This window comes from Clostridium sp. CS1-1 (genome assembly GCF_056135525.1).
The window spans coordinates 3,783,435-3,807,701 of the sequence record NZ_CM148680.1; the positions used below are offsets into that span (position 1 = coordinate 3,783,435).

Below are 24,267 nucleotides of genomic sequence, written 5' to 3' on the forward strand. Positions count from 1 at the left end.
ATCATTACTAAACTAATAGAATGAAAAACATTAGAACCAGTAAACTAATATATTGTATAAATAATTTTAGATTAAAAATAATGTGAGGAAAACTCTTTTAGAACTTTCCCCACATCATTTCATCTTATTTAGCTTCTTCTAGCTTTACTTCTTTACCATAAGCTATTAATGCTTTTGTAGGGCATTTTAATACACATGCAAAACACTGATCACATTTAGCTTTATCTACTACCGGTAAATTATTTTCAAAAGTTATAGCACCGTGTGGACATGCTTTTTCACATAGTCTACAAGTGATACAACCTGTTTGACATACTTCTTTAACTTCTTTCAGCTTGTTTTTTGAATTACAAGCAACACGCACAACTGCTGAAAGAGGTTTCAATTCTATTAATGTTTTTGGACATGCTTTTACACAAGCTCCACAGGCAACACAGTTATCTGGATTCACTACTGCTATTCCATCTACGATATCTATAGCATCAAACTGACAAGCCTTAACACAGCTTCCGTATCCCATACAACCAAATTCACAAGACTTAGCTCCAGCTCCTGGAACTACCATGGCATCTCTACAATCCATAGTACCATAGTAATTACCTTTTTGTTTTGCTTGGCTGTTACAGCCTCCACATCTTATAAAAGCCTTTAAAGGTTCTGAGTCACTAACCTCTACTCCCATTATTTGGGCAATTTGTTCAGTAACCTTAGCACCTCCAACTGTACAAGCATTTGCTGGCGCCCCGCTTTCAACAACTGCTGCAGCATAAGCATCACATCCTGCATATCCACAGCCTCCACAGTTAGCACTAGGAAGACATTCTCTTATTAGTGGAACTCTTTCATCAACTTCTACGGCAAATTTTTTGGATGCATATCCTAAAACCACGCCAAATGTAACTCCAAGTCCTCCAATACTCGCTAAAGGAAGAACCAATTGATTTATTTCCATTTACTGTACCTCCTACTTTATTAATCCTGAGAAGCCTAGGAATGCTATTGACATTATTCCTGCAGTAATTAATGTTATTGGCAATCCTTCCATTGATTTTGGCATACTCTCGTTTGCATCTAACCTTTCTCTTATACCTGCAAGTAAAACTATAGCAAGCATATATCCAAGTCCTGCACTTACTCCGAAAACTAAAGATTCAATTAAAGTGTAGTTATTTTGCATATTTAATATAACCGCACCCAGAACTGCGCAGTTTGTAGTTATTAGCGGAAGAAAAATTCCTAATGACTTATATAGTCCAGGGCTTTTCTTTTTTATAACCATTTCAACAAACTGCACTAAAGATGCTATAACTAATATAAAGGCTATATTGTACAAGTAAGTAATGTGTAATGGTATAAGTATAGCTTTATATACCACATAGGATATTAATGAGGATAACGCCATAACAAACGTAACTGCAAAGCCCATACCTGTTGCAGTCTCAACTTTTTTAGAAACTCCTAAAAAGGAACATATTCCCAAGAACCTAGATAGTAGAAAGTTGTTAACTAGGAGTCCCGAAAGTACTAACATGAATAAATTCATCGCTTTTCACCCTTCTTTCTTAGTTTTAGTAAAAATCAGCTAATATTTTTAAACAGCTACTTCTTTATTTCCTTTTTTCTTAAGCTTACGATTATTTAAAAGAGCCATTAATATTCCTAGTGTGAAAAACGCACCTGGAGCCAATATCATTATAAGTGCTGGCTGAAATGATGCTGGCATAATTTGATTACCGAACAACTTCCCAGTACCAAATAATTCTCTAATCATACCTATAATAACTAGTGAAACTGTAAATCCTAAACCTTGTCCAAGACCATCAAATAAGGATGGAACTGGGCTGTTTTTACTTGCATAAGCTTCTGCTCTTCCTAGTATAACGCAGTTAACAACTATTAGAGGAATAAATATTCCAAGTGATTTATATAACGCTGGAACGAATCCTTGCATCAAGAAGTCAATTAAAGTAACGAATCCTGCAATAACAACTATAAAGGCTGGTAATCTAACTTCATCTGGAATAAACTTTCTAAGTAATGATATAGCTAAGTTTGAACCCATTAAAACAACAGTACTTGCAAGCCCCATACCTATACCATTTATAGCACTTGTTGTTACTGCTAGTGTAGGACACATAGCAAGAACCTGAACAAATATTACGTTCTCAGTTATTATACCATTTTTTAATCTTTCCCATAAAACGCCCACTATTTTTGTCCTCCCTTCAACTCGCTCTTATAATAATCAACAGCTTCATTAACCCCTTTTGTTACAGCCTTTGATGTAATTGTTGACCCAGTAATTGCTTGAATTTCATTTTCACTTGCTACTGGTCTTTTTACAACCTCAAGCGGTTTATCTGTAGCCTTGTCTTTATACTGATCTGAAAAAGCTGGTTCAGTAGCATTTGCTCCTAGACCTGGTGTTTCTGAGTGAGCTAAAATCTTTATTCCCTGTACTTCTCCCTCTGTAGATACCCCAACCATTAAGGTAATCGCTCCTGCATATCCCTTTGGAGTTACTTTTATGGCATAGCCTTCTGTTTTTCCTGAGCTTTTTCCTTCATTTACTTCTATAACATCACCCTTTGGTGAAATTTCTAACTTACTAAACTCTTGTGCCTTAGGTAAAATCAATTTCATAGCTTCGGAATTTGCCTTCTTTTGCTGCTCTGCAATTGGTTTTTCTGTGACAGCATGAGCTGCTCCAAGTATAACCCCAGCCATTCCTGCTACTATAAATAATCTTAATGCTAATTTAAATATTTTCATTATTTCGCACCTCCAATACCGAATACACGTGGAGCTGTATATTTATCAATTAGTGGTACTGCTAAATTCATTATTAATATTGAGTAAGATACTCCTTCTGGATATCCTCCAAATATACGAATTACAGTTGATAAAAGACCACATCCAAATCCAAATATGATTTGTCCCTTTGGAGTCATTGGAGATGTTGTGTAGTCTGTTGCCATAAAGAATGCACCAAGCATTAAACCACCAGCAAATATTTCATATAAACCATTTCCAGTCATAAATCCGTTTCTTCCGATTAAAGTAGTTAAAATTAAAACTGTACCTATATAAGTAGCTGGTATATGCCAAGTAATTATACGTCTATAGAACAGATATGCTGCTCCAAGTAATATTGCTATTGCTGATGTTTCTCCGATAGAACCACCTACATGTCCTAAAAATATTGATGCAAGGCTTGGCAATGTTCCTGGTTCATTCTTTAACATTCCAAGCGGAGTAGCTCCAGTTACTCCATCTAAAGTCCATGTAGTCATAGCTACAGGCCAAGATGCAAGTAAAAACGCTCTTGCAGCAAGTGCTGGGTTTACAATGTTTTGTCCAAGACCACCGAATAATTGCTTAACAACTATTATTCCGAAGAATGCACCTATTGCAGTCATCCATAACGGAAGTGATGGCGGTACGTTAAAGGCAATAAGCAAACCTGTTACCACTGCACTATAATCACCAACAGTTATCTTTCTACCAGTAGACTTCTGCCATACATACTCCGCTGCAACACAGGATAAAATTGAAGTTAATATTACTAAAAATGCCTGTAGTTTAAAGAAGTATATTCCTGCTAAAGTTGCAGGTGCTAAAGCAATAGCCACATCTCTCATTATAGACTTTATTGTTACATTGTCACGAATATGAGGAGATGATGACAGTGTAAATATTGTATTCTTTTTTACGGAAGTTTCAGCTTCTTTGCTTTTTAACTCCGTCTTCTCTACATTTGTTACTTGAGCCATTAAAGTCACCCCTTATCTATTTTCTCTTACTTGCTAAAACTGTACGTTTTGCATTACGTATTGTTTGAATCAAATGACGCTTTGCTGGACATGAGAACGTACAGCATCCACATTCTATACAATCTAATCCGTGTTCTGCTTCAAAAGCATCAAGATTAGTTCTTCTAGCTGAAGAATCCAAGAAAGATGGAATCAAATTCATTGGGCATGCTTGTACGCATTTTCCACATCTTATACATGGTGATTCTTCTGGAAGCACTGCTTGCTTATCAGTAAGACATAGTATACCTGACGTTCCCTTAACTACTGGTAAATCAAATGTCGAAACTGTCATTCCCATCATTGGTCCACCAGCTATAACCTTATTAGGTTCTTCTTTAAATCCACCACAAGCTTCAATAAGTTCCTGCCAGTTAGTCCCAAGCTTTACTCTTAAATTCTTAGGTTCTTTTACCGCTTCTCCCGTTACAGTAACAACTCTAGTCATTAGAGGTCTTCCAAGTACAATAGCATTGTAAATCTCTCTAACTGTATCTACGTTTTGCACAATACATCCAGCATCTGCTGGCAATTTCCCTGAAGGTACTTCTCTATTTGTAACCGCATAAATTAATTGCTTTTCAGCCCCTTGAGGATATTTTGTCTTTAGAACTTTAACTTCAATGTTGGAAGCATCCTTTGAGTTTTTCACAGCTTTTTGCATGATATCAACTGCATCCATCTTATTATTTTCTATAGCAATGTATCCTTTTGCTTCTGGAAAAAGTTTAAGAATTATCTTTAGACCTTCTACTATATATTCGCTTTCCTCTAGCATCATTCTATGGTCACAAGTTAAGTAAGGCTCACACTCTGCACCATTCACAATAATACTATCAATTTTTTTATCAGGTGGAGGCGATAACTTAACGTGAGTTGGGAAACCTGCTCCTCCCATACCAACTATACCAGCTTCTTGAACTAATTTTATTATTTCTTCTTTTGACAATTCTGAGTAGCTCTGTGGTTTAACAAATTCAACCTCTTCATAGTTTCCATCATTTTCAATAATTATAGAGTTAACTCTTGTTCCGCCTGAAGTAAGTACAGGAATAACGTTTTTAACGGTTCCTGAAACGCTACTATAAATAGGTGACGATACAAAACCCTTTGCTTCACCTATTTTTTGACCAACTAGTACTTTGTCTCCTTTTTTAACCAAAGGTTCACATGGAGCACCTATATGTTGGGACATAGGAAATACCAGATCACCTTTTGGTAATAATTCTTCAATTGGCTTACTTTCTGTGAAATGTTTACCATGAGGTGGATGTACACCTTTTTTGAAAGTCAATAAACTCATTTTAATCCCCCTATCCTTACTATCGACAAAGTTTTAACTTTTCTAAACTTTGCAACAAATATATTACAAATAATGCAATAAATACACGTAACTGCTGTACTATCTGTACCACACAATAGTTGAAACACGTATTAATGCATTTAGTATTGCCTATAAAAAATTCACTTTAATACGTCCTTGTTTTATTTTTCTTAGCATCTGTTTCAATTTAATTAGATGTTTACTGCTTAACGTTATCAACAAAACTATTATACTGTGCTAAATATAAATTTTATACTGTAGTAATTTGCAAAAATAACTCTGTACTAATTATTATATTAAATTACGATGCACTGTTATACTTTTTTAAGTTGATAAGAACATTCTTAATTTTAATTATACTTGTTAAAAATTTAATTACAATACCTTTTGAAAACGCTTTCGTTAAAATTAGATAAATTTTCTCAAACTTACCCACAATTTCACTGGTTTTATGCAATTTTCAGAATTCATTTTTAATTTTATCCAAACTTATCAAATATTCTATACACTTTAAGCAAAATACTATACTCTCAACAACTTTACATAATGCAAATTTTAAAAAACACTTATGAGTGATGCTAGACCAAACTTTTAATATTTTTTCACTTTCAGCTGGCTTAAATCTCATCTTGTAATATTTCACAACAGCTTATAACTTCTTATTTTTTATAAAAAAACTTTACACTTTAACTAAGTAAAAAAAGAACTTCTGAACAATTATATTTCCTCCCACATAATTGTCCAGAAGTTCTCATTATTAATTTTATATAGTTTTGTTTGCAGCAATTTCCTGCTGACTTTCAATTACAATTTTTACTCCACCATTAGCTGCAATAGCTCCTGTTGGACATTTAGCTAAACAAGTAGGATTACTACATTTTTCAAGACAAATGCTTGAATCTACAATAGCTAAACTATTTTCTACTTTTATAGCACCATGTGGGCAGTTCTTAGAACAAAGTCCGCAACCTATACATGCTACAGTACAAAGCTTTCTTGCAACAGCGCCTTTATCCTTTGAATTACAACTAACCAATACTGGTGATCCTATCGGCGCCATATGCATAACCCTTTTAGGACAGACAGTTTCACATTTACCGCAACCTGTACATTTCTTTTCATCAACTATAGGGAGTCCATTTTCACCCATTGTCATCGCATCAAATGGACAGTTTTTTACGCAAGTACCGTAACCAACACATCCATACTGACATCCCTTTGGTCCCCCCTGCAATAAACTTGCAGCAAGACAATCTTGTACACCTTCATAGTTATAATTTCTGATTGCGTTAGTATGTGTTCCACTACAACCTACCTTAGCAACTCTTGGTGCCATTTCCGGAGCAACTTTACCAGTTAACTCTGCAACCATATTCGCAACTGGCTTTTTACCAGGTATACAAAGGTTAGGAGCTACATTTGGGTCTATAACTACTGCTTCAGCATATGCTTGACATCCTGCGTAGCCACAAGCACCGCATTGCCCCTTTGGTAGTATATCCTCAACTATATGAATAAGCGGATTAACTTCAACAGCAAATCTTTTATTTGCATACGCTAGGATAAGACCAAATATTAAACCAACCATTGTCATTACAATTAAAACCATAATAGAAGTATTCATATCCCGAGCTCCTTTCTATAAAGCAATCATGCCTGAAAAACCAAGGAAAGCTAGTGCGAGCATTCCTGCTAGAATAAACGCAATACCAAGTCCCTGTAATGATTTAGGTACATCTGCTAATCTTAATTTCTCTCTTAAACTTGCCATTAATATTATTGCTAGTGCAAATCCTAATCCAGAACCAAGAGCATGTACAACACTCAATGAGAATGAATAACCATTATCAGCATTTAGTAGTGGTACTCCTAGTACAACGCAGTTTGTAGCAATTAGTAGTAGGTAAATCCCCCACATATTGTACAAAGCTGGAGCTTGCTTCTTTATAATCATTTCTAGAAGTTGAACAAAGCTTGCGATTAAAAGTACAAATACAGCTGTAGTCAAAAATTGTAACCCAAATGGAACTAATACAAAGTGATGAACAAGCCATGCAAGCATCGAACTTAACGTCATAACTGATGTAACAGCCATACCCATACCAACAGAGGCATTTAGGTTCTTAGAAACTCCAAAGAAAATACATAATCCTAGGAATCTTGTTAAAACGAAGTTATTTACAACTACTGCACTTATAAAAATAGTAAAATACTGTTCCATTAAGCTTCACTCCTTTCAACTTGACGCTTTGCCATATTCTCTAACATCATCTTATAACCAGCAACCATATAACCAATCAGTATAAAACCACCTGCAGGTAAAATCATAATTAAAGCCGGGTTATACCATGATCCTAATATTTGAAAACCAAATATTGATCCCATTCCTAAAAGCTCACGTACTACCCCTATTGATACCATAGCAAGCGCAAAACCAGCACCCATTCCTAGACCATCGAACATTGATGGTATTATAGGGTTTTTCGCAGCAAATACTTCTGCACGAGCTAGAATTATTGCAAAAACAACTATTAGTGCTAAATAAATTCCTAAAGCTTTATAAAGAAGAGGAGCGAATGCCTGTAGAAGTAATTGCACTAATGTAACAATAGTTGCAATTGATGTAATATAAACAGGTACACGAACCTTTGGATTTACGACTTTTCTAGTTAGAGATACTATACAGTTATTAGTAGTTATAACAAACATAACTGAAAGTCCCATAGTCAAAGCATTTATTGCTGTTGAAGTTACCGCTAGTGCTGGACAAAGACTAAGTGCAAGAACAAAAATTGGATTTTCTGCAATTATACCTTTTTTAAATATATTCCATAACTCTCTCATCCTACTTACCTCCTGCAAATTCTACAACTTGCTCTACAGCTTCTTTAACGCCCTTTGTTACTGCTCTGGAGGAAATTGTAGCACCTGTCATAGCTTGTATGTTATCAGTTTTTGAAGGGTCCTTTGTAACCTCTAATTTATCAGCTGTCTTGCCTTTAAACATTCCTCTAAAAGCTGGTTTATTTGCGTTATCTCCAAGTCCTGGAGTTTCGTTATGAACTAATATATCATAATCAATAACTTTACCATCTGGAGTAACAGCTACAAGCATCTTTATTGCTCCACCAAACCCTTTGCTTTCTGATGGAATTACGTAGGCTACTGTTTTTCCACCTTTCTGAGCCGCAAACCAATCCTTTTTACCATCCACAGGTTTAAAGCTTTCTGCATCCTTAACTAACGCTTTCATAGCATCATTTTTAAGCACAATAGCCTTTTGAGCTGCAATTGGCGCTGTAACAAAATAAGTTCCAGCGATGATTGCTCCCGATACAAAACAAGCTGCAGTTAAATTCATAGCTATTTGAAAAATACTATAGTGTTTTTCTACATGTTCTGCTGACATATCCCATTACCTCCTTGCCCCAAATTTTACTGGAGGACATAAACGATCAATTAAAGGTGTAAGACTATTCATTAATAATATAGAATAACAAACTCCTTCTGGATAACCGCCTTTTAGTCTTATTAGTGCAGTAAGCGCTCCTGCACCTAACGCAAAAATAATTTGTCCTTTACGTGTTATAGGAATTGTAACCATATCTGTAGCCATGAAGAATGCTCCGATTATAAGTCCACCAGCCATCATATGAAAAATAGGATCTCCTGTAAATAACCCTGCTGGTCCAAATGCCCAAGTTAAAATTCCTACTGTAGCAACCATAATAACAGGCACTTCCCAGTTAACATATTTCTTATAAATTAAATAAATTCCACCAAGTACTAATAATATTGTAGATGTTTCTCCAATACTACCGTTACGAGTACCTAAAAATAATGCTTTGTAAAGATTTGGAGTGCCTCCAAAAGTTTCAACTAGTTTAGCATAACCTTGTTGTTTTAGTATATTTAAAGGTGTTGCAGAACTTACCACATCAACACTAGTAGTAATTTTAGTCCAAGTCGTCATTGCAACTGGCCATGAAACCATTATAGCTGCTCTTCCAATATGAGCCGGATTGAAGATATTCCATCCTAATCCTCCCATTGAGTGTTTACATATTATAATTGCGATAAATGAACCGATAGCAGCCATATAAGGTGGAAGAGTTGGTGGTAAACACATTGCTAGAAGTAATCCAGTTAAAAATGCACTTCCATCATTAATAGTTATTTCCTTACCCCTTACTTTTTGTACAAAATATTCACCGGCCATAGCAGCCAGTATACTAACAACAGTTACAGTTAAAGCTTTGATACCAAAATTATATATTCCAAAAAGGGCTGCTGGAGCTAATGCTATGTTAACACTCCACATAATCTTCGATATAGATTCTTCTGCTCTAATATGCGGTGACGTAGAAACCGTTAGCATATTATCATTTAATTTTATTTCAGCCATTTAGAAACCACCTCCTACTTTTTTGCAGCTTGTGCTGCTGCATTTTGCGCCTTACAATATCTGATGTACTGCACAATATTACGTTTAGCTGGACAACCAAAAACACAACTTCCACATTCTACACAGTCTAAGAGATTGAAATCTTCCTTTGCTTCCTCGAAAAGATTACGTTCTCCTAGTATACTAAGCATGCTTGGGTTTAATCCCATTGGACATGCATCTACACACTTACCACAACGAATACATGCCTTCTCCTTACCAGAGTTAACATCTTCTTTGCTTAGTACTAAAATTCCAGATACTCCCTTTATAATTGTTATATCTAAATTTGATTGAGCAAATCCCATCATAGGTCCACCACATACAATCTTTACAGGAGCTTTTTCCAAACCTCCACAACACTCAATCGCTTCTGCAAATGAAGTACCTACTCTTAATAACAAGTTCTTTGGATCTTTTACTGCTCCACCACTAACAGTTGTTACTCTTTCAATTAATGGGATTCCTTTTAGAACCGCATCATTGATTGCAACTACCGTACCTACATTTTGAACCACTACGCCCACTTCCATTGGTAACCCACCAGATGGTACTTCTTTACCAGTCAACATTTTAATAAGCATCTTTTCAGCACCTTGGGGATACTTTGTTGGCAGTCCTACAACTTCCACTCCAGTTCCCTCAAAAGCTTTTTGCATAGCACTTATTGCGTCTGGTTTGTTATCTTCAATGCCTACATAACCTTTAGTTACATCTAATACTTTCATTACTATTTTAACACCTGTAACTATACGATCTGTATACTCAAGCATCATTCTGTGATCAGCTGTTAAATAAGGTTCACATTCAGCTGCATTTAATATGAAAGTATCTATTTTTTTATCTTTTGGTGGTGCAAGCTTAACATGGGTTGGGAATGTAGCTCCACCCATTCCAACTATACCAGCTTCACGAATAATGCTACGTATTTCATCTGCACTTAAAGTCTGCCAATCGCGTTCAACTAGAACTCCATCTTCCCATTCATCTAATCCATCGTTTTCAATAACAATAGATAGACACTTCCCAAATACTGAATGCGGATAATCAGCAACATCTATAACTTTTCCTGAAATAGATGCATGGACATTACTTGAGACAAAGGCATCATTTTTCGCAATAACTTGTCCCTTCTTAACTAGGTCACCTTTCTTTACTATCGGTGAGCAAGGGGCACCAATATGTTGTCTTGTAGGAATAACAACTTTACTTGGTAAAGGTGCTACTTCAATACTCTTACCAGACGTATAACTTTTATGGCCACTTGGGTGCACTCCTCCACGAAAACTTTTTAGCATGTTTTTAAACACCTCTTTCAACATATTTAAATAAATTTTTGTACTTCTTAAATTTAAAAGCTACTTTATAAGATACGTATGATTACTGGCCTCATTTTACTATCATTGCCCGTTGATTTGTCAAAAACCTTTACATAAGCTATTGATACTATAAATCCTAGCACGGCACCTACTATTTGAAATATCTTAATAGGTTGGCCTATTTTTTGTGCTAACCACAGTCCGCCTATAGAGCCTAAAAATATAGCAATCAAAGGTAATATATAAACAACAAAAGCTGCTTTTAACATATTAGTTTCTTTCATTTCAAAGACTACTCTTTGTCCGGGTTTTGCACCAAGTGAATTTTCAACATCTAAAACAGTAGCATTATCACCAGGACAAGCACCGCAATTTTTGCAATCCCCGTGTCTATTTGCTTTTACTTTAGCTATAGCTCCATCGACTTGGATAACTACTCCCTCATTCTCCTTTTTCATATTTATCCTCCTTAAAAATCATTGATAATTTTTCTTATATTTCATTCTGTATCATTCATCGTATAAACACTGTACTAATATAAAAAAACAAATTCCCCAAAACCTGTTATAGTAAAACTTTTGTTTCTTTTAACAAATACTTAACATTATATTATATATTTCTTAAATGTTTTTATGCAGACTAAAGGTTATATTCTTTCATTTTTATAATCTGAAATACAACACTCAGACATCTTCTGTAACTTTCATCTCTTATAATTGTAATTATACTTGTTAAAAGTTTAATTACAACATATACCAGCGATACCTTTATGCTAACACTTCTAAAAATTCGACTAACATTCATTAATATGATAAATATTTTTTATAATTTCTATATTGAGAATTCCTAGAACAGATCCTTTCCATAATTTCAGAATATTCTTTATATAGGGTATTTCTTTATTTTATTATTCCTTTTAATTGAAATTTTAAAAAATGTTTTCTTGAACTTATGAATTTTGTGTAAATTCGAAAGTACCTTTTTCTGAATATTGAGTGATTATCATTATCATTATTCTCCATTTTTATTTTTGTTTATAAATTTATCTTTGTTTTACTCATTCAATAAATAATATCAAAAATAACATTGTTATATTCGTGTCAAACTTTGCCATATACTCATCACTATTTGTCTTTCAAAGAACTTCTTGTTATTTTTTTAACATTTATCAGTAAGATGATTTATTTTACTTATACTTATTTCATTTTTCCATATATATACTATATTGAAGTATATACAAAATTTCCTTTATCAGTGTTTTTTCAAAGGTGTTCTATTACTATTTTGCAATTTTAAATAATATTTAAACTTAAAATTACAGCTTATTATAATAAATATTAAGTAATTGTTATACTATTTTTTATCCATTTATGAAACATATTTATTTCTATTAATAACTATCAAAATTAGTTTTAATAGTTATTTTTTTATTTATTATTTATTTTTAATTTTTCACTTATTGTTTCACTTATTGATATAGTATTTATTTTACTTATAAATATCGTAGCAATAAATATGCCACAACTTTAAAATATTACATAAGTTCATTCCTTTAAAATTACTTCTAAAACAATAAATATATAAAAATTCAGATTACTAAGAATGATATTCCTTTAAAAAACTATATCTAATGTTTTTTCACCCTCCAAGAACAAACTTATAATTTAAATTTAGCTTGCTGATTTATCAAAGCGATAAATAATTATCATTTTGATAGTATAATTTAGTAGAAAACAAATTAATATATAAGTTTTTTATCATTTTGATAATTTGATATTAGATTTTAATAGTTAACTATTCGTGATTATTTTTAGTTTCCTCACTTCTCAAATTCAATAAGTGTTACTTTATTTATATAATTATGTGTATTTTTATCCACTACAGCATATTTATATATTGTACAATATAACTTTCTTAGTTATATGTTACTAATAATAAAGGAGTTGTTTGTATTGAGTTCTTACCTTTTTATTATCTTTTCATCTATCCTCATCTCACTTGTAGTAATACTATTTTTGATCAAATTTATATTTTCCCAAGATAAAGGTTCAAATCAAATGCAAAGTATTTCAGATGCAATTAGAGAAGGTGCCATGGCTTTTATGAAAAGGCAATACAAAACTATATTATACCTAGCTATTATAACAGCCGCCCTGATTATCATAGCTAATTATTATGGCAACTTATCCAAAGGTTCAGCTATAGCAGTCAAATATTCATGGCATATTGGTATAGCCTTTATAACTGGTGCTTTATGTTCAGGAATCTCCGGTTATATCGGAATGTATATGGCTGTTAACTCAAACATAAGAGCTGCTGCTGGTGCTAAAAAAGGGTTAAATTCAGCTTTAACTATTGCTCTCAGAGGTGGCGCTGTTACTGGACTTGCCGTTACATCTCTTTCGCTGCTAGGAGTAACAGTATTATTTCTACTTTTTGGTGGTATGTCGAGTAGCGATGTTTTGATTAAGGAGTCTCCGTCCTTATTAGTTGGTTTTGGATTTGGAGCATCTTTTGTTGCTCTTTTTGCACAGCTAGGTGGAGGGATTTACACTAAGGCAGCAGATGTTGGAGCTGACTTAGTAGGAAAAGTAGAAGCCGGAATTCCTGAAGATGACCCAAGAAACCCTGCCGTTATAGCAGACCTTGTAGGTGATAATGTTGGTGATTGTGCCGGAAGAGGTGCAGACCTTTTCGAATCCACTGCCGCTGAGAACATCGGCGCTATGATTTTAGGAGTTGCATTATATCCAATCTTCGGATGGAAGGTATGGATACCTTTGGTCCAATTACAGACAATGCTGGTGGTATTGTAGAAATGTCAGGTGCGCCAGAAGAAATAAGACTTATTACAGATAAATTAGACGCTTGCGGAAATACAACAAAAGCTCTAACCAAAGGGTATGCAATCGGCTCTGCCGCTCTCGCTACATTTTTATTATTCTTTGCATATTTAGAACAAGTTAAGAATATACTTGGTAGGCCTCTAGATTCTTGGTTTGCTGTAGACATTGGAAAAACTGAAGTATTCATAGGTGCTTTTCTTGGAGCAATGGTAGTATATCTTTTTGCTTCTACAGCTATTCGTGCTGTAGGAAAAGCTGCTCAGTATGTAATATTAGAAGTAAGAAGACAACTGAAAGAGATACCAGGTATATTAGAAGGTACTTCAAAACCTGATTATGCCAATTGTGTTGATATAGTTACAAAAGGTGCTTTAAAAGAGATGATTTTGCCAGGTATTATTCCCATAGCAGCTCCAATTATTGTTGGAATGTTGTTAGGCAAAGAAGCAGCTGCTGGTTTCTTACTAGTATGTACTATAACCGGTGTTATAATGGCCCTTTTCCTAAACAATGGTGGTGGGGCTTGGGATAATGCTAAAAAATTTATTGAACTCGGAAACCTTGGAGGGAAAAAATCAGATACTCATAAAGGAGCAGTTGTGGGCGACACTGTAGGTGACCCATTTAAGGATACTGCTGGTCCATCACTACATGTTTTAATAAAGCTCATTACTACGCTTACCTTAGTTCTGGTAGCGTTATTTAGGTAGGATTAAGGTTCTAAGAGTTAAGAGTTCAAAATTGAAGTTGATAATTGACAGTTAAGGAAGCTTTTCCTCCTACGTAGGAAAAAATTTAATTTCTTTAGAGCTCGTTTTACCTACAGCAAAATATGGCTCTAATTTTATCTTAGATAAAATTAGAGCCATATCAACCTTAACTATCTACTGTCAATTGTCAACTAATTAAAGACTATTTCATAAAAAATATTTTAGGAAACTTTCTAACCTTATAGCTATTGACCGCTTGCAAATGATTGCTGTATATCATTTGGCCATCAGCACATATACCTATCTTTCCTATTTTATCACCTTTATTGACTGAAGAAGTTACTTTTTCTGGTTTTATAATTTTCACAGTATACTCAACCCCATTTTTAGCTGGTATAACTACATCATCAGCACATTGTAACTTTATAGTGCCTTTACTCAAAACCACTTCTCCCACATTATCTCCTTTTGCAAACATTTTTTTAAATTCATAGTTTTTTCCTACGTAATCATAAATTCTTTTCGTTTCCTTCCACCTAGGTGTACAATTAAGAACTACTACTATAACGTCATTTCCTTGTACTTTAGCAGAGGTTACTAAACACTTTCCTGCTTTGCCTGTATAACCAGTTTTAACTCCAGTAGCCTCTGGTAATTCCCATAATATTTTATTTATGTTATGATAGCTTCTTGTGAATCCATATGTTTTTGCATCTACATCTTTTGCACTTACTATCTCATTGAATAATTTATTCTCTTGTGCCTTTGCAGTAACAAGAGCTAAATCATATGCTGTAGAATAATGTTCATCATTATCTAATCCATGAGGTGTTTGGAAATGAGTATTAATAATACCTATTTCACCAGCATACTCATTCATAAGCTTAGCAAATTCTTCTACACTTCCGCTAATCCCTTCTGCAATTGCTATAGCCGCATCATTTCCTGATCTTAACATTAATCCAAATAATAATTCTTTTAAAGTAATCTTATCTCCCTTCTTATATCCTACAATAGAACCTCTTATTCCTGCTGATTTTGATGATATATCAAATTCTTTATCTAAGTCTCCATATTTTAAAGCAACTAGTGTGGTCATAATTTTAGTGGTACTAGCCATCGGAACTAATTCATATGAGTTTTTTTCATATAGCACTACCTTAGATTTGCTATCTAATGCTATAGCACACCTAGCATCTACAACCAAATTCTTATTATTATTTTCCTTTACTGGTTTATTATTAGGGTTTTTAGCATTTACATTAGAAGGTATGGAAAAGACTATTATGACTACAGCTATAATTAAGGACCGTAAGAGTTTCATCCTTCTTTTCATTAATCATCATCCTCCAAACTTTATAATTCCTATAATATATTTTTTCTTAAAACTTATAAATTAATCTTTAAATTTCTTCCATATTGTTATATAAATACCGTATATGGTTATAATTATAAATGGATATAAAAATGGAGGATATGACATGCTTTTTATTATAATTTTAATTGTTTTAATTACTTTAATCTTTATTCCAATTCCAATTAAGATTAAAGTAAGCTACATTGATAATAAATTTAATTTCTATGTTTATAATATGAATTTAACTGATAAAATATTTCTTGCTAGAAAAAAAGTTAATCGTACTATTGATAAAAAAGAAGATGAGGTTCCTAAAATTAAGAATACATTAAAAATTGCATTAGATATCATGGATGACATTAAGTATAAGCCTTCACTTAAAATTAAATTAGACGCTATCTATGGCCTTGATAATGCCGCCTATACCGCCTTATTTCATGGTTTTGTTACTTCCTTTTATCCTATAATAATTCAGTTAATAAACGCATTATTTAAGGTAAAAGAAAGCGATATAAATGTACATCCTGAATTTAACAAGTTTGTTTTAGCACTAGAAATTAATAGTATAATTATTGTTAATTTGGCTAAAGTTATTTATATATCATATATAATAATAAAACATCTTCATGAAGCTAAAAAAACGAATCTAGCTAATACATAATTAAGGGAGGAATTTTTCATGGATAATCATCCTATTGACAATTTATTAAAAAATACTATGGAAAATCTTAAGGAAATGATAGATGTCAACACTATAGTTGGCGATGCTGTTGAGTCTAAAGATGGATCTTTAATTATTCCAATATCAAAGGTTTCTTTCGGATTTGTTTCTGGTGGAAGTGAATTCAATGCTTCTAATACAGACGCGACCGATTCAAAATTTCCTTTTGGTGGTGGATCTGGTGCAGGAGTAACTGTTAGACCTATAGCTTTTCTTGTTACGAAAGGTGATTCCACTAAACTTCTCTCCTTAGATCATCAAAACACCTATGATAAAATAGTTGATTCAATCCCTCAAGTGATGGATTATATTAAAGGAATGATGTGTTCTAAGGACAGAAAAGATAATAACGATAGTGCAAATAAAGAATCTAAAGAAGATTCCTGCTGTAGTGAGACTGATGAACAAAAACTAACAACAGACGCTGAATAAAGTTATTACATATCTACAATAAGTTAATTACTAACTCCTAACTTATTGTAGATATAACAAATAGGATATTACCTAAACTAACTTTTTAACTTTAAGTTCTTCTAATCATTAGGTTTCTCTTCTAATCATTAAGTTTTTCTTCATCTATGTTGAATTCTCCAATAAGCTCTTCAAGCCCTGGCATTTCACCAATGGTTTGTAATCCAAAATATTTCAAAAACTCTTCTGTAGTACCATATAGTATAGGTCTACCGGGAACATCAAGCCTACCTGACTCTTTTATTAATCCTTTTTCTACAAGAGTTGAAATAGCTTTCTCACTTTTTACTCCTCTTATTTCGTCTACATCTATTCTTGTTATAGGCTGCTTGTAAGCTATAATTGCTAATGTTTCCAGGGCGGCCTGCGATAAAGACTGTCTTGAATTCGTTTCTAAAAGTCTTTCAATATACTCGCTATTTTGAGGCTTAGTAACAAAACTATACCTATCATTTGTATTTACTATTTTTATACCTCTATTTTCAACTTCATATATTTCTATCATTTGCTTTAACAGCTCTTTTGTAAAGTTTACACTTGATTCTATCACTGATGCTATTTGTTTTATTTCGAGTGGTTCTCCAGATACAAACAATAGTGATTCTATTATTGAAAAATATATATTTGTAGATGAAGCCTCTTCTATTTCTATTTGATTAATATTTTTCTTCTTCATTCTCATTTGTCCTTTCTACATAAATTTCATTAAAATTACTCTCTTGTACTACTGTGACAAATCTAAGTTTCATTAACTCCAATAACGCAAGAAAAGTTACTACTATTTCTATTCTTGAAGAACATTTATTTGCAATATTTGAAAATGGAATCTTTCTACCAATCTCTATACTTTGTCTTAGATACTCCATTTTATCCTCAATTTTATACCTATCTACAGAAATTTCTTTATTGATTACATTAACCGTATTTAATTTATTTCCATAAAGTAGTATAAGATTATTATATAACTCGTACAATTGAAGCATAGTAACCCCTTTCAAAAAATCTTTTGGTTCTATACTTTTCTTTTTCTCTTCTATTATTTCAGGCTTTTTACTAAACATCCTCCCCGTACCCTGTTCCCTATCCTTTAAAAATAGAGCCGCTGATTTAAACTTTCGATACTGGATAAGCTTGTCTATTAATTCTTTTCTTGGGTCTTGCTCATCTACATCTACAGCATTCTCATCATTCTTAGGCTTTGGAAGTAATAACTTGGACTTTATCTCAATAAGAGTTGCTGCAATAACTATAAACTCCGATGTAACTTCAAGGTCCATATCTTCCATAGTATGTATATACTCTAAATATTGGTTTGTAATTTCATATATTTTTATATCATAAATGTCCATCTTATTTTTCTTAATAAGATGAAGTAATAGATCAAAAGGGCCCTGAAAATTCGTTATTTTTATATTCAAAGACATTTGGTAATCTCTCCTAAACTAATCGTTTAATATTCCCTTTATAAATTGATTATGTACTATCTAGTAATTGATATATATAATAATTATCCATAGTATTGACAAGTTAGTCAACTATTTTACACTTTTTGTCGAAATATCTCTTTTATATTTAAAACCATTATAATAGTATTGAAGAGTTACCCTTGGAATAAAAATAAATGGTTCACTAATAATGCTAAAATAATTACTTATAACTATCTAGCATTTTTATGAACCATTTTTTAGTTTCTATTATTAATAGTAAAGTAAATAATACTGATATAAATTAGTTCTTAGACTCCTCTATCAAGGATTCTTACAAAATTATCCTTTAGATTACCAAAGATACCAGCCTTTTTAACATCTCTATCACTATAAAGTTTAACTTTTCCAGCTACCTCTCCATTTATACAAATCTCACAATATCCAACTATTTCATTAGCCTTAAATTCTTTTTTATCTTTTTCTATAACAGTTTTTTTAGTTATTTTGTTATCCTGCCCTTTCTCCATTACTATGTTAAAATCTTCTGCAGACTTAGCTATGAAGAATCTATCTCCTTGCTTGTTTAGAGCTACTTTTTCTACGTCTGTACCTTTTACAAATAACTTTTTAGCTTCAAATTTTGAAAAACCATAATTCATAAGCATACTAGCATCTTTATTTCTGACCTTATAGCTAGGAGATCCCATTATTACTGCTAGCATTCTCACTCCATCTCTAGTGGCAGTTGCTGATATACAGTATTTCGCCTCATCTGTAAATCCTGTTTTTAAACCATCACAGCCTTTAAAAAACCTTACTAATTTGTTATGGTTTACTAGTCCTATAGGACTTCTTCTTCCTTCAGATATAGTTTCCATATATGTTCCTGTGTACTTTAAAATAGTAGGGTGTTTTAATAACTCCCTAGACATTATTGCTATGTCATAAGCTGTAGTTACATGACCTGGAGCACTTAATCCTGTGCAATTTTTAAATGTCGTATCCTTCATTCCAAGTTGCTCAGCTCTTTCATTCATAAGCTTTACGAAGGCCTCTTCACTTCCACCAAGATACTCAGCCATTGCCATTGCTGCATCATTTCCAGATGCAATTCCTATTCCTTTTATTAAATCTTCTACAGTTCTAACTTCTCCAGTATCCAGAAGCATAGAACTTCCACCCATCTTTTTTGCATTTTCACTACAAGTTACCTTATCAGACATTTTTATTCTTCCAGAATCCACTGCTTCCATAGTTAATAACATGGTCATAACTTTTGTAACAGAAGCTGGTGGAAGCTTTTCATGTGCCCCTTTGTCAAATAACACCTTACCGGTTGTAGGTTCCATAAGAAGCGCAGACCTTGCATCAACATTTATTCCGCTCTCCTGAGATTTTGAGTCCTGCACTGGAGCACCCTTCACTGGTTTTACAAAAATACCCATTACAAAAACTAAAGTTAATAATAAGCTAACTAAAGGCTTTCTACTTTTTTTCATTTTCTATTTCCTCCTTCCTTCAATTGTATTTTCTCCCGAATTTAATAATATTATGACAATTATTTAAAACATATGAAGGTAGTTTGCAAGAGTATCTAGGTGCGACTTAATCTTAAATTACGGCATGTTATATAGAAACTTCTTATGATATAGTACTAAATTAAAATAAACTAGGGTCCTAACGCGCTGAGTTATTGTTTCAATTTAAATAGCTTGTCCTTGTATTAATTTGCAAGGGTAATACCATATCTAATACTAATTGACTTAAAAGCTCCAATATTTTTCACAGTTTTCTGTAAGAAAACATTGAAAAATATTGGAGCTTTTAAAGGTGAATTAGTATTAGAGTCTTTTCCTGAAGTGAGGGCTGACGTAACACTATAAACCTACTCTTCAAACAGGTTTCCAAATCTAGATTAAGTCGCACTCTCCTTTTATTTTAATATTTCCTTCGCAAAACTTTCTCCATAAAGACTATTCTCTACATTTAATAAATCTAACACAGTTTTTCCTATATCGGAAAAAGACTTTCTTATTCCAATATTTACACTACTCTTAATTTGTTTACCATATGTGATAACAGGAACATACTCTCTTGAGTGATCTGTGCTTTCAGTAGTAGGATCACAGCCATGGTCAGCAGTCAGTATTAAAATATCCTCGTCATTCATACTAGAGATAATTTCAGGAACTCTATTATCAAAATCTACCAATGCTTTAGCATAGCCTTTAAAGTCATTTCTATGACCATATTGCATATCAAAATCCACAAGATTTGTAAATATGAGCCCTGCCTTATTCTCTTTCATATACTCTAAAGTTTTATCAACGCCATCCATATTGCCATTGATATGAATAGCATCTGTTATTCCCTTTTTATTATAAATATCTTCTATCTTGCCTACAGCCATTACACTAAGACCTTTTTCCTTTACGTAGTCTAACATTGTTTTATCAAACGGATCTAGTGCAAAATCCCGTCTGTTTGCTGTTCTTGTAAATTGACCTTTTCCACCAACGAAAGGTCTTGCTATTATTCTTCCTATTGCCTTCTCTCCAACAAACATTTCTCTAGCTATTCTACACATTTTATATAGTTCTTCTAAGGAAATTACTTCTTCGTGAGCGGCTATTTGGAATACACTATCAGCTGATGTATAGACTATTGGATATCCTGTCTTTATATGCTCTTCTCCTAATTCTTTAATTATCTCTGTACCTGATGCTACTTTATTTCCAATAATTTTTCTTCCAATCTTTTCTTCAAATTCTTTTATTATATCCTCTGAAAAACCATTAGGATATGTGTTAAGAGGTTCTCTTAGTATAACACCAGCAATTTCCCAGTGTCCTGTTACAGTATCTTTCCCTATAGACAGTTCAGCGCATTTACCAAATGCTCCAGTTGGGTTTTCAGTTCTATTAATGTTTTTTATACCTGTTATATTACCTAGTCCCATATGCTCCATATTAGGTAATTTTATGCCTCCAATAGCTTTTGAAATGTTACCTAAAGTATCACTTCCTAAATCTCCGTAATTTGATGCATCTGGAAGTGCTCCTATTCCTACACTATCAAGAACAATTAATATTACTCTTTTTACCATATCTATCTTCCTTTCCTTTACTATTAAAACAGTTAAATTTATAGTATTTTCTTATAATTAGTATTGCTAATAGTGGTATAAATATTAATAAAGTAAAAATAAGGTTCAGCAAAGCTGAACCATTTACGCTCTAGGATGAGAATTTTTATAAACTTCTGCTATCTTACTCTTCCTTGAAATGTTAGAGTATATTTGGGTAGCGGATAAGCCTTTATGTCCTAACAATTCCTGTACCGATTTAATATCCGCTCCATTTTCAAGTAGATGTACTGCAAATGAATGTCTAAGAGTAAATGAATTAATTGTTTTATCTATAGAAGCTTCATTAGCATAATATTTAACTATTTTCCAAAACCCTTGTCTTGTCATTTGTACACCTTTTAAGTTTAAAAAAAGTAAATCTAAATTATAGGTATTTATTTCAGGCCTTATTTTCAAATAATTTTCTAAACATCTCACAGCATAAGTTCCTATAGGGATTATCCTTTCTTGCTCTTTGGAGCCCTTGCACTTAATATAAGATAACTTTAAATTAACATCATAAATAGTTAAATTTAAGAGTTCTGACACCTTAATTCCTGTAGCATACATAACCTCAAGCATAGCCTTATCCCGTATTCCTTTATTTATGGTTAAGTCTGGTTCTGAAAGTAACTTGTCTACCTCATCTACCGTTAAGGTTTTAGGAATATTATGCTTAATTTTGGGTATTTGATAATTAACTACAGGGTTGTCATTCACGATCCCCTTCTTCATTAAATATTTATAAAAATTTCTTAATGAAACAATATTTCTTACAATAGATGAAACTGCTTTTCCATCCTTTTGTAAGTACTGAACATATGCCATTACTGTTACTACTTCAATTTCTTCTATCTTTTCTTTTCTTTCTTTTGTAAAACCAATAAATCTAGTTATATCTCTAACATAGGCATCTAATGTATTTTTACTTACGTGCTTCCTCTCCAAATCTTCTATGTATTTTAATAAAAAGTTACTCATAGCATTCTCCTACTCTTGAAGCTTTTTTAAAATCTTAAAAACTCTTTAAAAACTGTAATATAATTATAAATTATATCAAGGTTTTTATTTACTATGTTATGAACAAGTATGCTGTTATCATAAACATTGGGTTTACATATATAATAATACAAGACAAAATCTAATATCTTTGGTAAAAGTAGTCCAAAAAATATTAAAATAAAAAAACACTTTAAAACTACTACTATAAAATCATAAAACTCTTTATTAATACTCATATTATAGCACTTCCCATACCAGCTATTATAAACTTAACCATGTTTGGAGTAATATAGGATTCCATAAAAAATCCTAAAAACATAACAATAGTAACTAATAGAAATGAAATTGAATATGATGTAACTCTAACCCATATATTAGATGTCCATTGTCTGTTGGTTCTATCCTTAAGTATGGTTAAGGAAAATTCCATAGCAAGTACAGATGCAAATATTATACATGGAACATAAATGATATTTTGAGGTAATACACCTAGAAGTGAAAACCACATTCCCTCTATACCCATTCCATTTATTACAAAGCTTATAGTAAAGCCTATAGTAAAGCCCTTTATTACATCTATAATTAATATAACAGGTATCCCTATCATAGTAAGCCCAAGGAACCATACGGCCATTAAAATTGGTATATTGCTTCTCATGGTTTCAACAAAAATATTTTTGTAGTTTAATCCATCCGAATTAACAGTGGTACTGAAATTTTTAAGATAACTTAAAAGATCACTTTTTTCAAAGCCTCCCATATATCTAACACTGTATATCCCTAGAACTACACCAATACATACACATAAGAGACTTACAACGTAAAGCCAAAAATTATTCTGTACATGTTTGTTTATAACACCTAAAAATTTGTTCTCTGACATTATTTTATCCCCCTTTTGTTTAATCACCTTTTTAATATTTATGACAAACAAAGGAGTTATATGATATCAAATAATGTTCACACTTACAAAAATATTGAAGCAATAAGTAAAATATTTTTGCTATAATAACATAAATGCACTTACTGTTTTAGCATCTATAATTTCACCGCTTTTTATCATTTCTTTTATTTTGTATACTTTTTCCTCTCTTAAATTTATAAATTCATCTTCATCTCCTAAATTTTCTTGACCTTTATATAACCCCTCAGCTTTATAGATGTATATATACTCGTCACAAAATCCTGGACTGGTAACTACTTTACCAAGAAACCTAAACTCACTAGCTTTATACCCCGTTTCCTCTTCAAGTTCTCTTATACCACATAACTCTATGTCTTCACCCTTTTCAATCTTACCTGCAGGTATTTCTAAAAGATTTCTTTCTATTGGTTTCCTAAACTGTTCCACTAACAATACAGTATCTTTATCCTTGAAAGCAATTACGGCTACTCCACCAGAATGATTTACAATTTCTCTTGTTGCTTCTTTTCCATTTGGAAGCTTAACAGTATGTATGTTTACATCGATGACCTTACCTTTGAATATATTTTTACTTTCTATCGTTCTTTCAGTGAAATCCATTGTAAATACCTCCAAAATATTAAATCTTTTAAGTTTAATCTATTGTAATTAATTTAATTTATTTCTCTTAATTTAATATATTAATTTTATACTTTCAACCTATAATTGTCAATTAAAGGAACATCAATAACTTCATTCAAAATAAAACCTTCCTAATATTAAAGTCAACATTTTACACTCTA

At 32.5% G+C, this 24,267-nt stretch carries 24 protein-coding genes and 1 pseudogene; 3 read left to right on the plus strand and 22 right to left on the minus strand.

Annotated features, from left to right (window positions below; all coding sequences use genetic code 11):
• Nucleotides 1-124: 124 nt before the first annotated feature.
• From AC0N0V_RS17780 to AC0N0V_RS17840, 13 genes are all read right to left on the minus strand, one after another.
• Nucleotides 125-946 (minus strand): RnfABCDGE type electron transport complex subunit B, encoded by an 822-nt coding sequence (locus AC0N0V_RS17780; protein WP_474464578.1) that lies wholly within the window; start codon nt 944-946, stop codon nt 125-127.
• Between the two features lie 18 nt (nt 947-964).
• Nucleotides 965-1,543, minus strand: coding sequence for an electron transport complex subunit RsxA (rsxA, locus tag AC0N0V_RS17785; RefSeq protein WP_474459857.1), 579 nt, complete (start codon nt 1,541-1,543; stop codon nt 965-967).
• A 48-nt stretch (nt 1,544-1,591) separates the two neighbouring features.
• A complete protein-coding gene (locus AC0N0V_RS17790; protein WP_474464579.1) occupies nt 1,592-2,212 on the minus strand; it encodes an RnfABCDGE type electron transport complex subunit E in 621 nt (206 codons plus the stop codon).
• Nucleotides 2,209-2,772 (minus strand): RnfABCDGE type electron transport complex subunit G, encoded by a 564-nt coding sequence (locus tag AC0N0V_RS17795; RefSeq protein ID WP_474459859.1) that lies wholly within the window; start codon nt 2,770-2,772, stop codon nt 2,209-2,211. Before AC0N0V_RS17795 ends, AC0N0V_RS17790 begins: the two co-directional genes overlap by 4 nt.
• Nucleotides 2,772-3,773 carry an RnfABCDGE type electron transport complex subunit D gene (locus AC0N0V_RS17800; protein WP_474459861.1) on the minus strand — a complete coding sequence of 334 codons (1,002 nt, stop codon included), beginning with the start codon at nt 3,771-3,773 and terminating at the stop codon, nt 2,772-2,774. Before AC0N0V_RS17800 ends, AC0N0V_RS17795 begins: the two co-directional genes overlap by 1 nt.
• A 16-nt stretch (nt 3,774-3,789) precedes the next feature.
• Entirely contained in the window at nt 3,790-5,115 is a 1,326-nt protein-coding gene (gene rsxC / locus AC0N0V_RS17805) for an electron transport complex subunit RsxC (RefSeq protein WP_474459863.1), read from the minus strand.
• A gap of 784 nt (nt 5,116-5,899) precedes the next feature.
• Nucleotides 5,900-6,760, minus strand: a complete 861-nt coding sequence (gene rnfB, locus AC0N0V_RS17810) for an RnfABCDGE type electron transport complex subunit B (protein ID WP_474459865.1) — start codon at nt 6,758-6,760, stop codon at nt 5,900-5,902.
• Between the two features lie 15 nt (nt 6,761-6,775).
• Nucleotides 6,776-7,357 (minus strand): electron transport complex protein RnfA, encoded by a 582-nt coding sequence (locus AC0N0V_RS17815; RefSeq protein WP_474459867.1) that lies wholly within the window; start codon nt 7,355-7,357, stop codon nt 6,776-6,778.
• Nucleotides 7,357-7,980 (minus strand): electron transport complex subunit RsxE, encoded by a 624-nt coding sequence (gene rsxE / locus AC0N0V_RS17820; RefSeq protein WP_474459869.1) that lies wholly within the window; start codon nt 7,978-7,980, stop codon nt 7,357-7,359. Before rsxE ends, AC0N0V_RS17815 begins: the two co-directional genes overlap by 1 nt.
• A gap of 1 nt (nt 7,981) precedes the next feature.
• On the minus strand, nt 7,982-8,545 hold the full coding sequence (locus tag AC0N0V_RS17825) for an RnfABCDGE type electron transport complex subunit G (protein ID WP_474459871.1): 564 nt from the start codon (nt 8,543-8,545) through the stop codon (nt 7,982-7,984).
• A 6-nt stretch (nt 8,546-8,551) separates the two neighbouring features.
• Nucleotides 8,552-9,541: an RnfABCDGE type electron transport complex subunit D gene (locus AC0N0V_RS17830; protein ID WP_474459874.1), complete on the minus strand. Its 990-nt coding sequence runs from the start codon at nt 9,539-9,541 to the stop codon at nt 8,552-8,554.
• A gap of 14 nt (nt 9,542-9,555) precedes the next feature.
• Complete coding sequence (gene rsxC, locus AC0N0V_RS17835) at nt 9,556-10,878, minus strand: electron transport complex subunit RsxC (RefSeq protein WP_474459876.1); 1,323 nt, start codon at nt 10,876-10,878, stop codon at nt 9,556-9,558.
• A gap of 65 nt (nt 10,879-10,943) precedes the next feature.
• Nucleotides 10,944-11,357: a SoxR reducing system RseC family protein gene (locus AC0N0V_RS17840; protein WP_474459878.1), complete on the minus strand. Its 414-nt coding sequence runs from the start codon at nt 11,355-11,357 to the stop codon at nt 10,944-10,946.
• Between the two features lie 1,494 nt (nt 11,358-12,851).
• Between AC0N0V_RS17840 and AC0N0V_RS17845 the strand changes: the two are divergent.
• Nucleotides 12,852-14,455: pseudogene (locus tag AC0N0V_RS17845) on the plus strand (sodium/proton-translocating pyrophosphatase).
• A 202-nt stretch (nt 14,456-14,657) separates the two neighbouring features.
• On the opposite strand, the gene AC0N0V_RS17850 reads toward AC0N0V_RS17845, so the two are convergent.
• Entirely contained in the window at nt 14,658-15,791 is a 1,134-nt protein-coding gene (locus tag AC0N0V_RS17850) for a D-alanyl-D-alanine carboxypeptidase family protein (RefSeq protein ID WP_474459880.1), read from the minus strand.
• Between the two features lie 145 nt (nt 15,792-15,936).
• Here AC0N0V_RS17850 and AC0N0V_RS17855 point away from each other — a divergent pair, with 145 nt between their 5' ends.
• Both AC0N0V_RS17855 and ytfJ read left to right on the plus strand, forming a co-directional pair.
• Complete coding sequence (locus AC0N0V_RS17855) at nt 15,937-16,473, plus strand: DUF2953 domain-containing protein (RefSeq protein WP_474459882.1); 537 nt, start codon at nt 15,937-15,939, stop codon at nt 16,471-16,473.
• 18 nt (nt 16,474-16,491) lie between these two features.
• Complete coding sequence (gene ytfJ / locus AC0N0V_RS17860; RefSeq protein ID WP_474459884.1) at nt 16,492-16,965, plus strand: GerW family sporulation protein; 474 nt, start codon at nt 16,492-16,494, stop codon at nt 16,963-16,965.
• 121 nt (nt 16,966-17,086) lie between these two features.
• Here the strand turns inward: ytfJ and scpB are convergent, their stop codons facing one another.
• The 8 genes from scpB to AC0N0V_RS17900 all read right to left on the minus strand — a co-directional run bounded on the left by scpB (nt 17,087) and on the right by AC0N0V_RS17900 (nt 24,085).
• Entirely contained in the window at nt 17,087-17,680 is a 594-nt protein-coding gene (gene scpB / locus AC0N0V_RS17865) for an SMC-Scp complex subunit ScpB (RefSeq protein ID WP_474459886.1), read from the minus strand.
• Nucleotides 17,661-18,428 carry a segregation/condensation protein A gene (locus AC0N0V_RS17870; protein WP_474459888.1) on the minus strand — a complete coding sequence of 256 codons (768 nt, stop codon included), beginning with the start codon at nt 18,426-18,428 and terminating at the stop codon, nt 17,661-17,663. Before AC0N0V_RS17870 ends, scpB begins: the two co-directional genes overlap by 20 nt.
• A gap of 311 nt (nt 18,429-18,739) precedes the next feature.
• Complete coding sequence (locus AC0N0V_RS17875) at nt 18,740-19,930, minus strand: D-alanyl-D-alanine carboxypeptidase family protein (protein ID WP_474459890.1); 1,191 nt, start codon at nt 19,928-19,930, stop codon at nt 18,740-18,742.
• Nucleotides 19,931-20,364: 434 nt separating this feature from the next.
• Complete coding sequence (locus tag AC0N0V_RS17880; protein ID WP_474459892.1) at nt 20,365-21,537, minus strand: phosphopentomutase; 1,173 nt, start codon at nt 21,535-21,537, stop codon at nt 20,365-20,367.
• Nucleotides 21,538-21,660: 123 nt separating this feature from the next.
• The gene (xerD, locus tag AC0N0V_RS17885; protein ID WP_474459894.1) at nt 21,661-22,539 is read right to left on the minus strand and encodes a site-specific tyrosine recombinase XerD; all 879 of its coding nucleotides are present in this window, start codon (nt 22,537-22,539) and stop codon (nt 21,661-21,663) included.
• A gap of 26 nt (nt 22,540-22,565) precedes the next feature.
• On the minus strand, nt 22,566-22,796 hold the full coding sequence (locus AC0N0V_RS17890; RefSeq protein WP_474459897.1) for an endonuclease III: 231 nt from the start codon (nt 22,794-22,796) through the stop codon (nt 22,566-22,568).
• Complete coding sequence (gene spoIIM, locus AC0N0V_RS17895; protein ID WP_474459898.1) at nt 22,793-23,443, minus strand: stage II sporulation protein M; 651 nt, start codon at nt 23,441-23,443, stop codon at nt 22,793-22,795. Before spoIIM ends, AC0N0V_RS17890 begins: the two co-directional genes overlap by 4 nt.
• Before the next feature lie 120 nt (nt 23,444-23,563).
• On the minus strand, nt 23,564-24,085 hold the full coding sequence (locus tag AC0N0V_RS17900) for an NUDIX hydrolase (RefSeq protein WP_474459900.1): 522 nt from the start codon (nt 24,083-24,085) through the stop codon (nt 23,564-23,566).
• Nucleotides 24,086-24,267 lie beyond the last annotated feature (182 nt).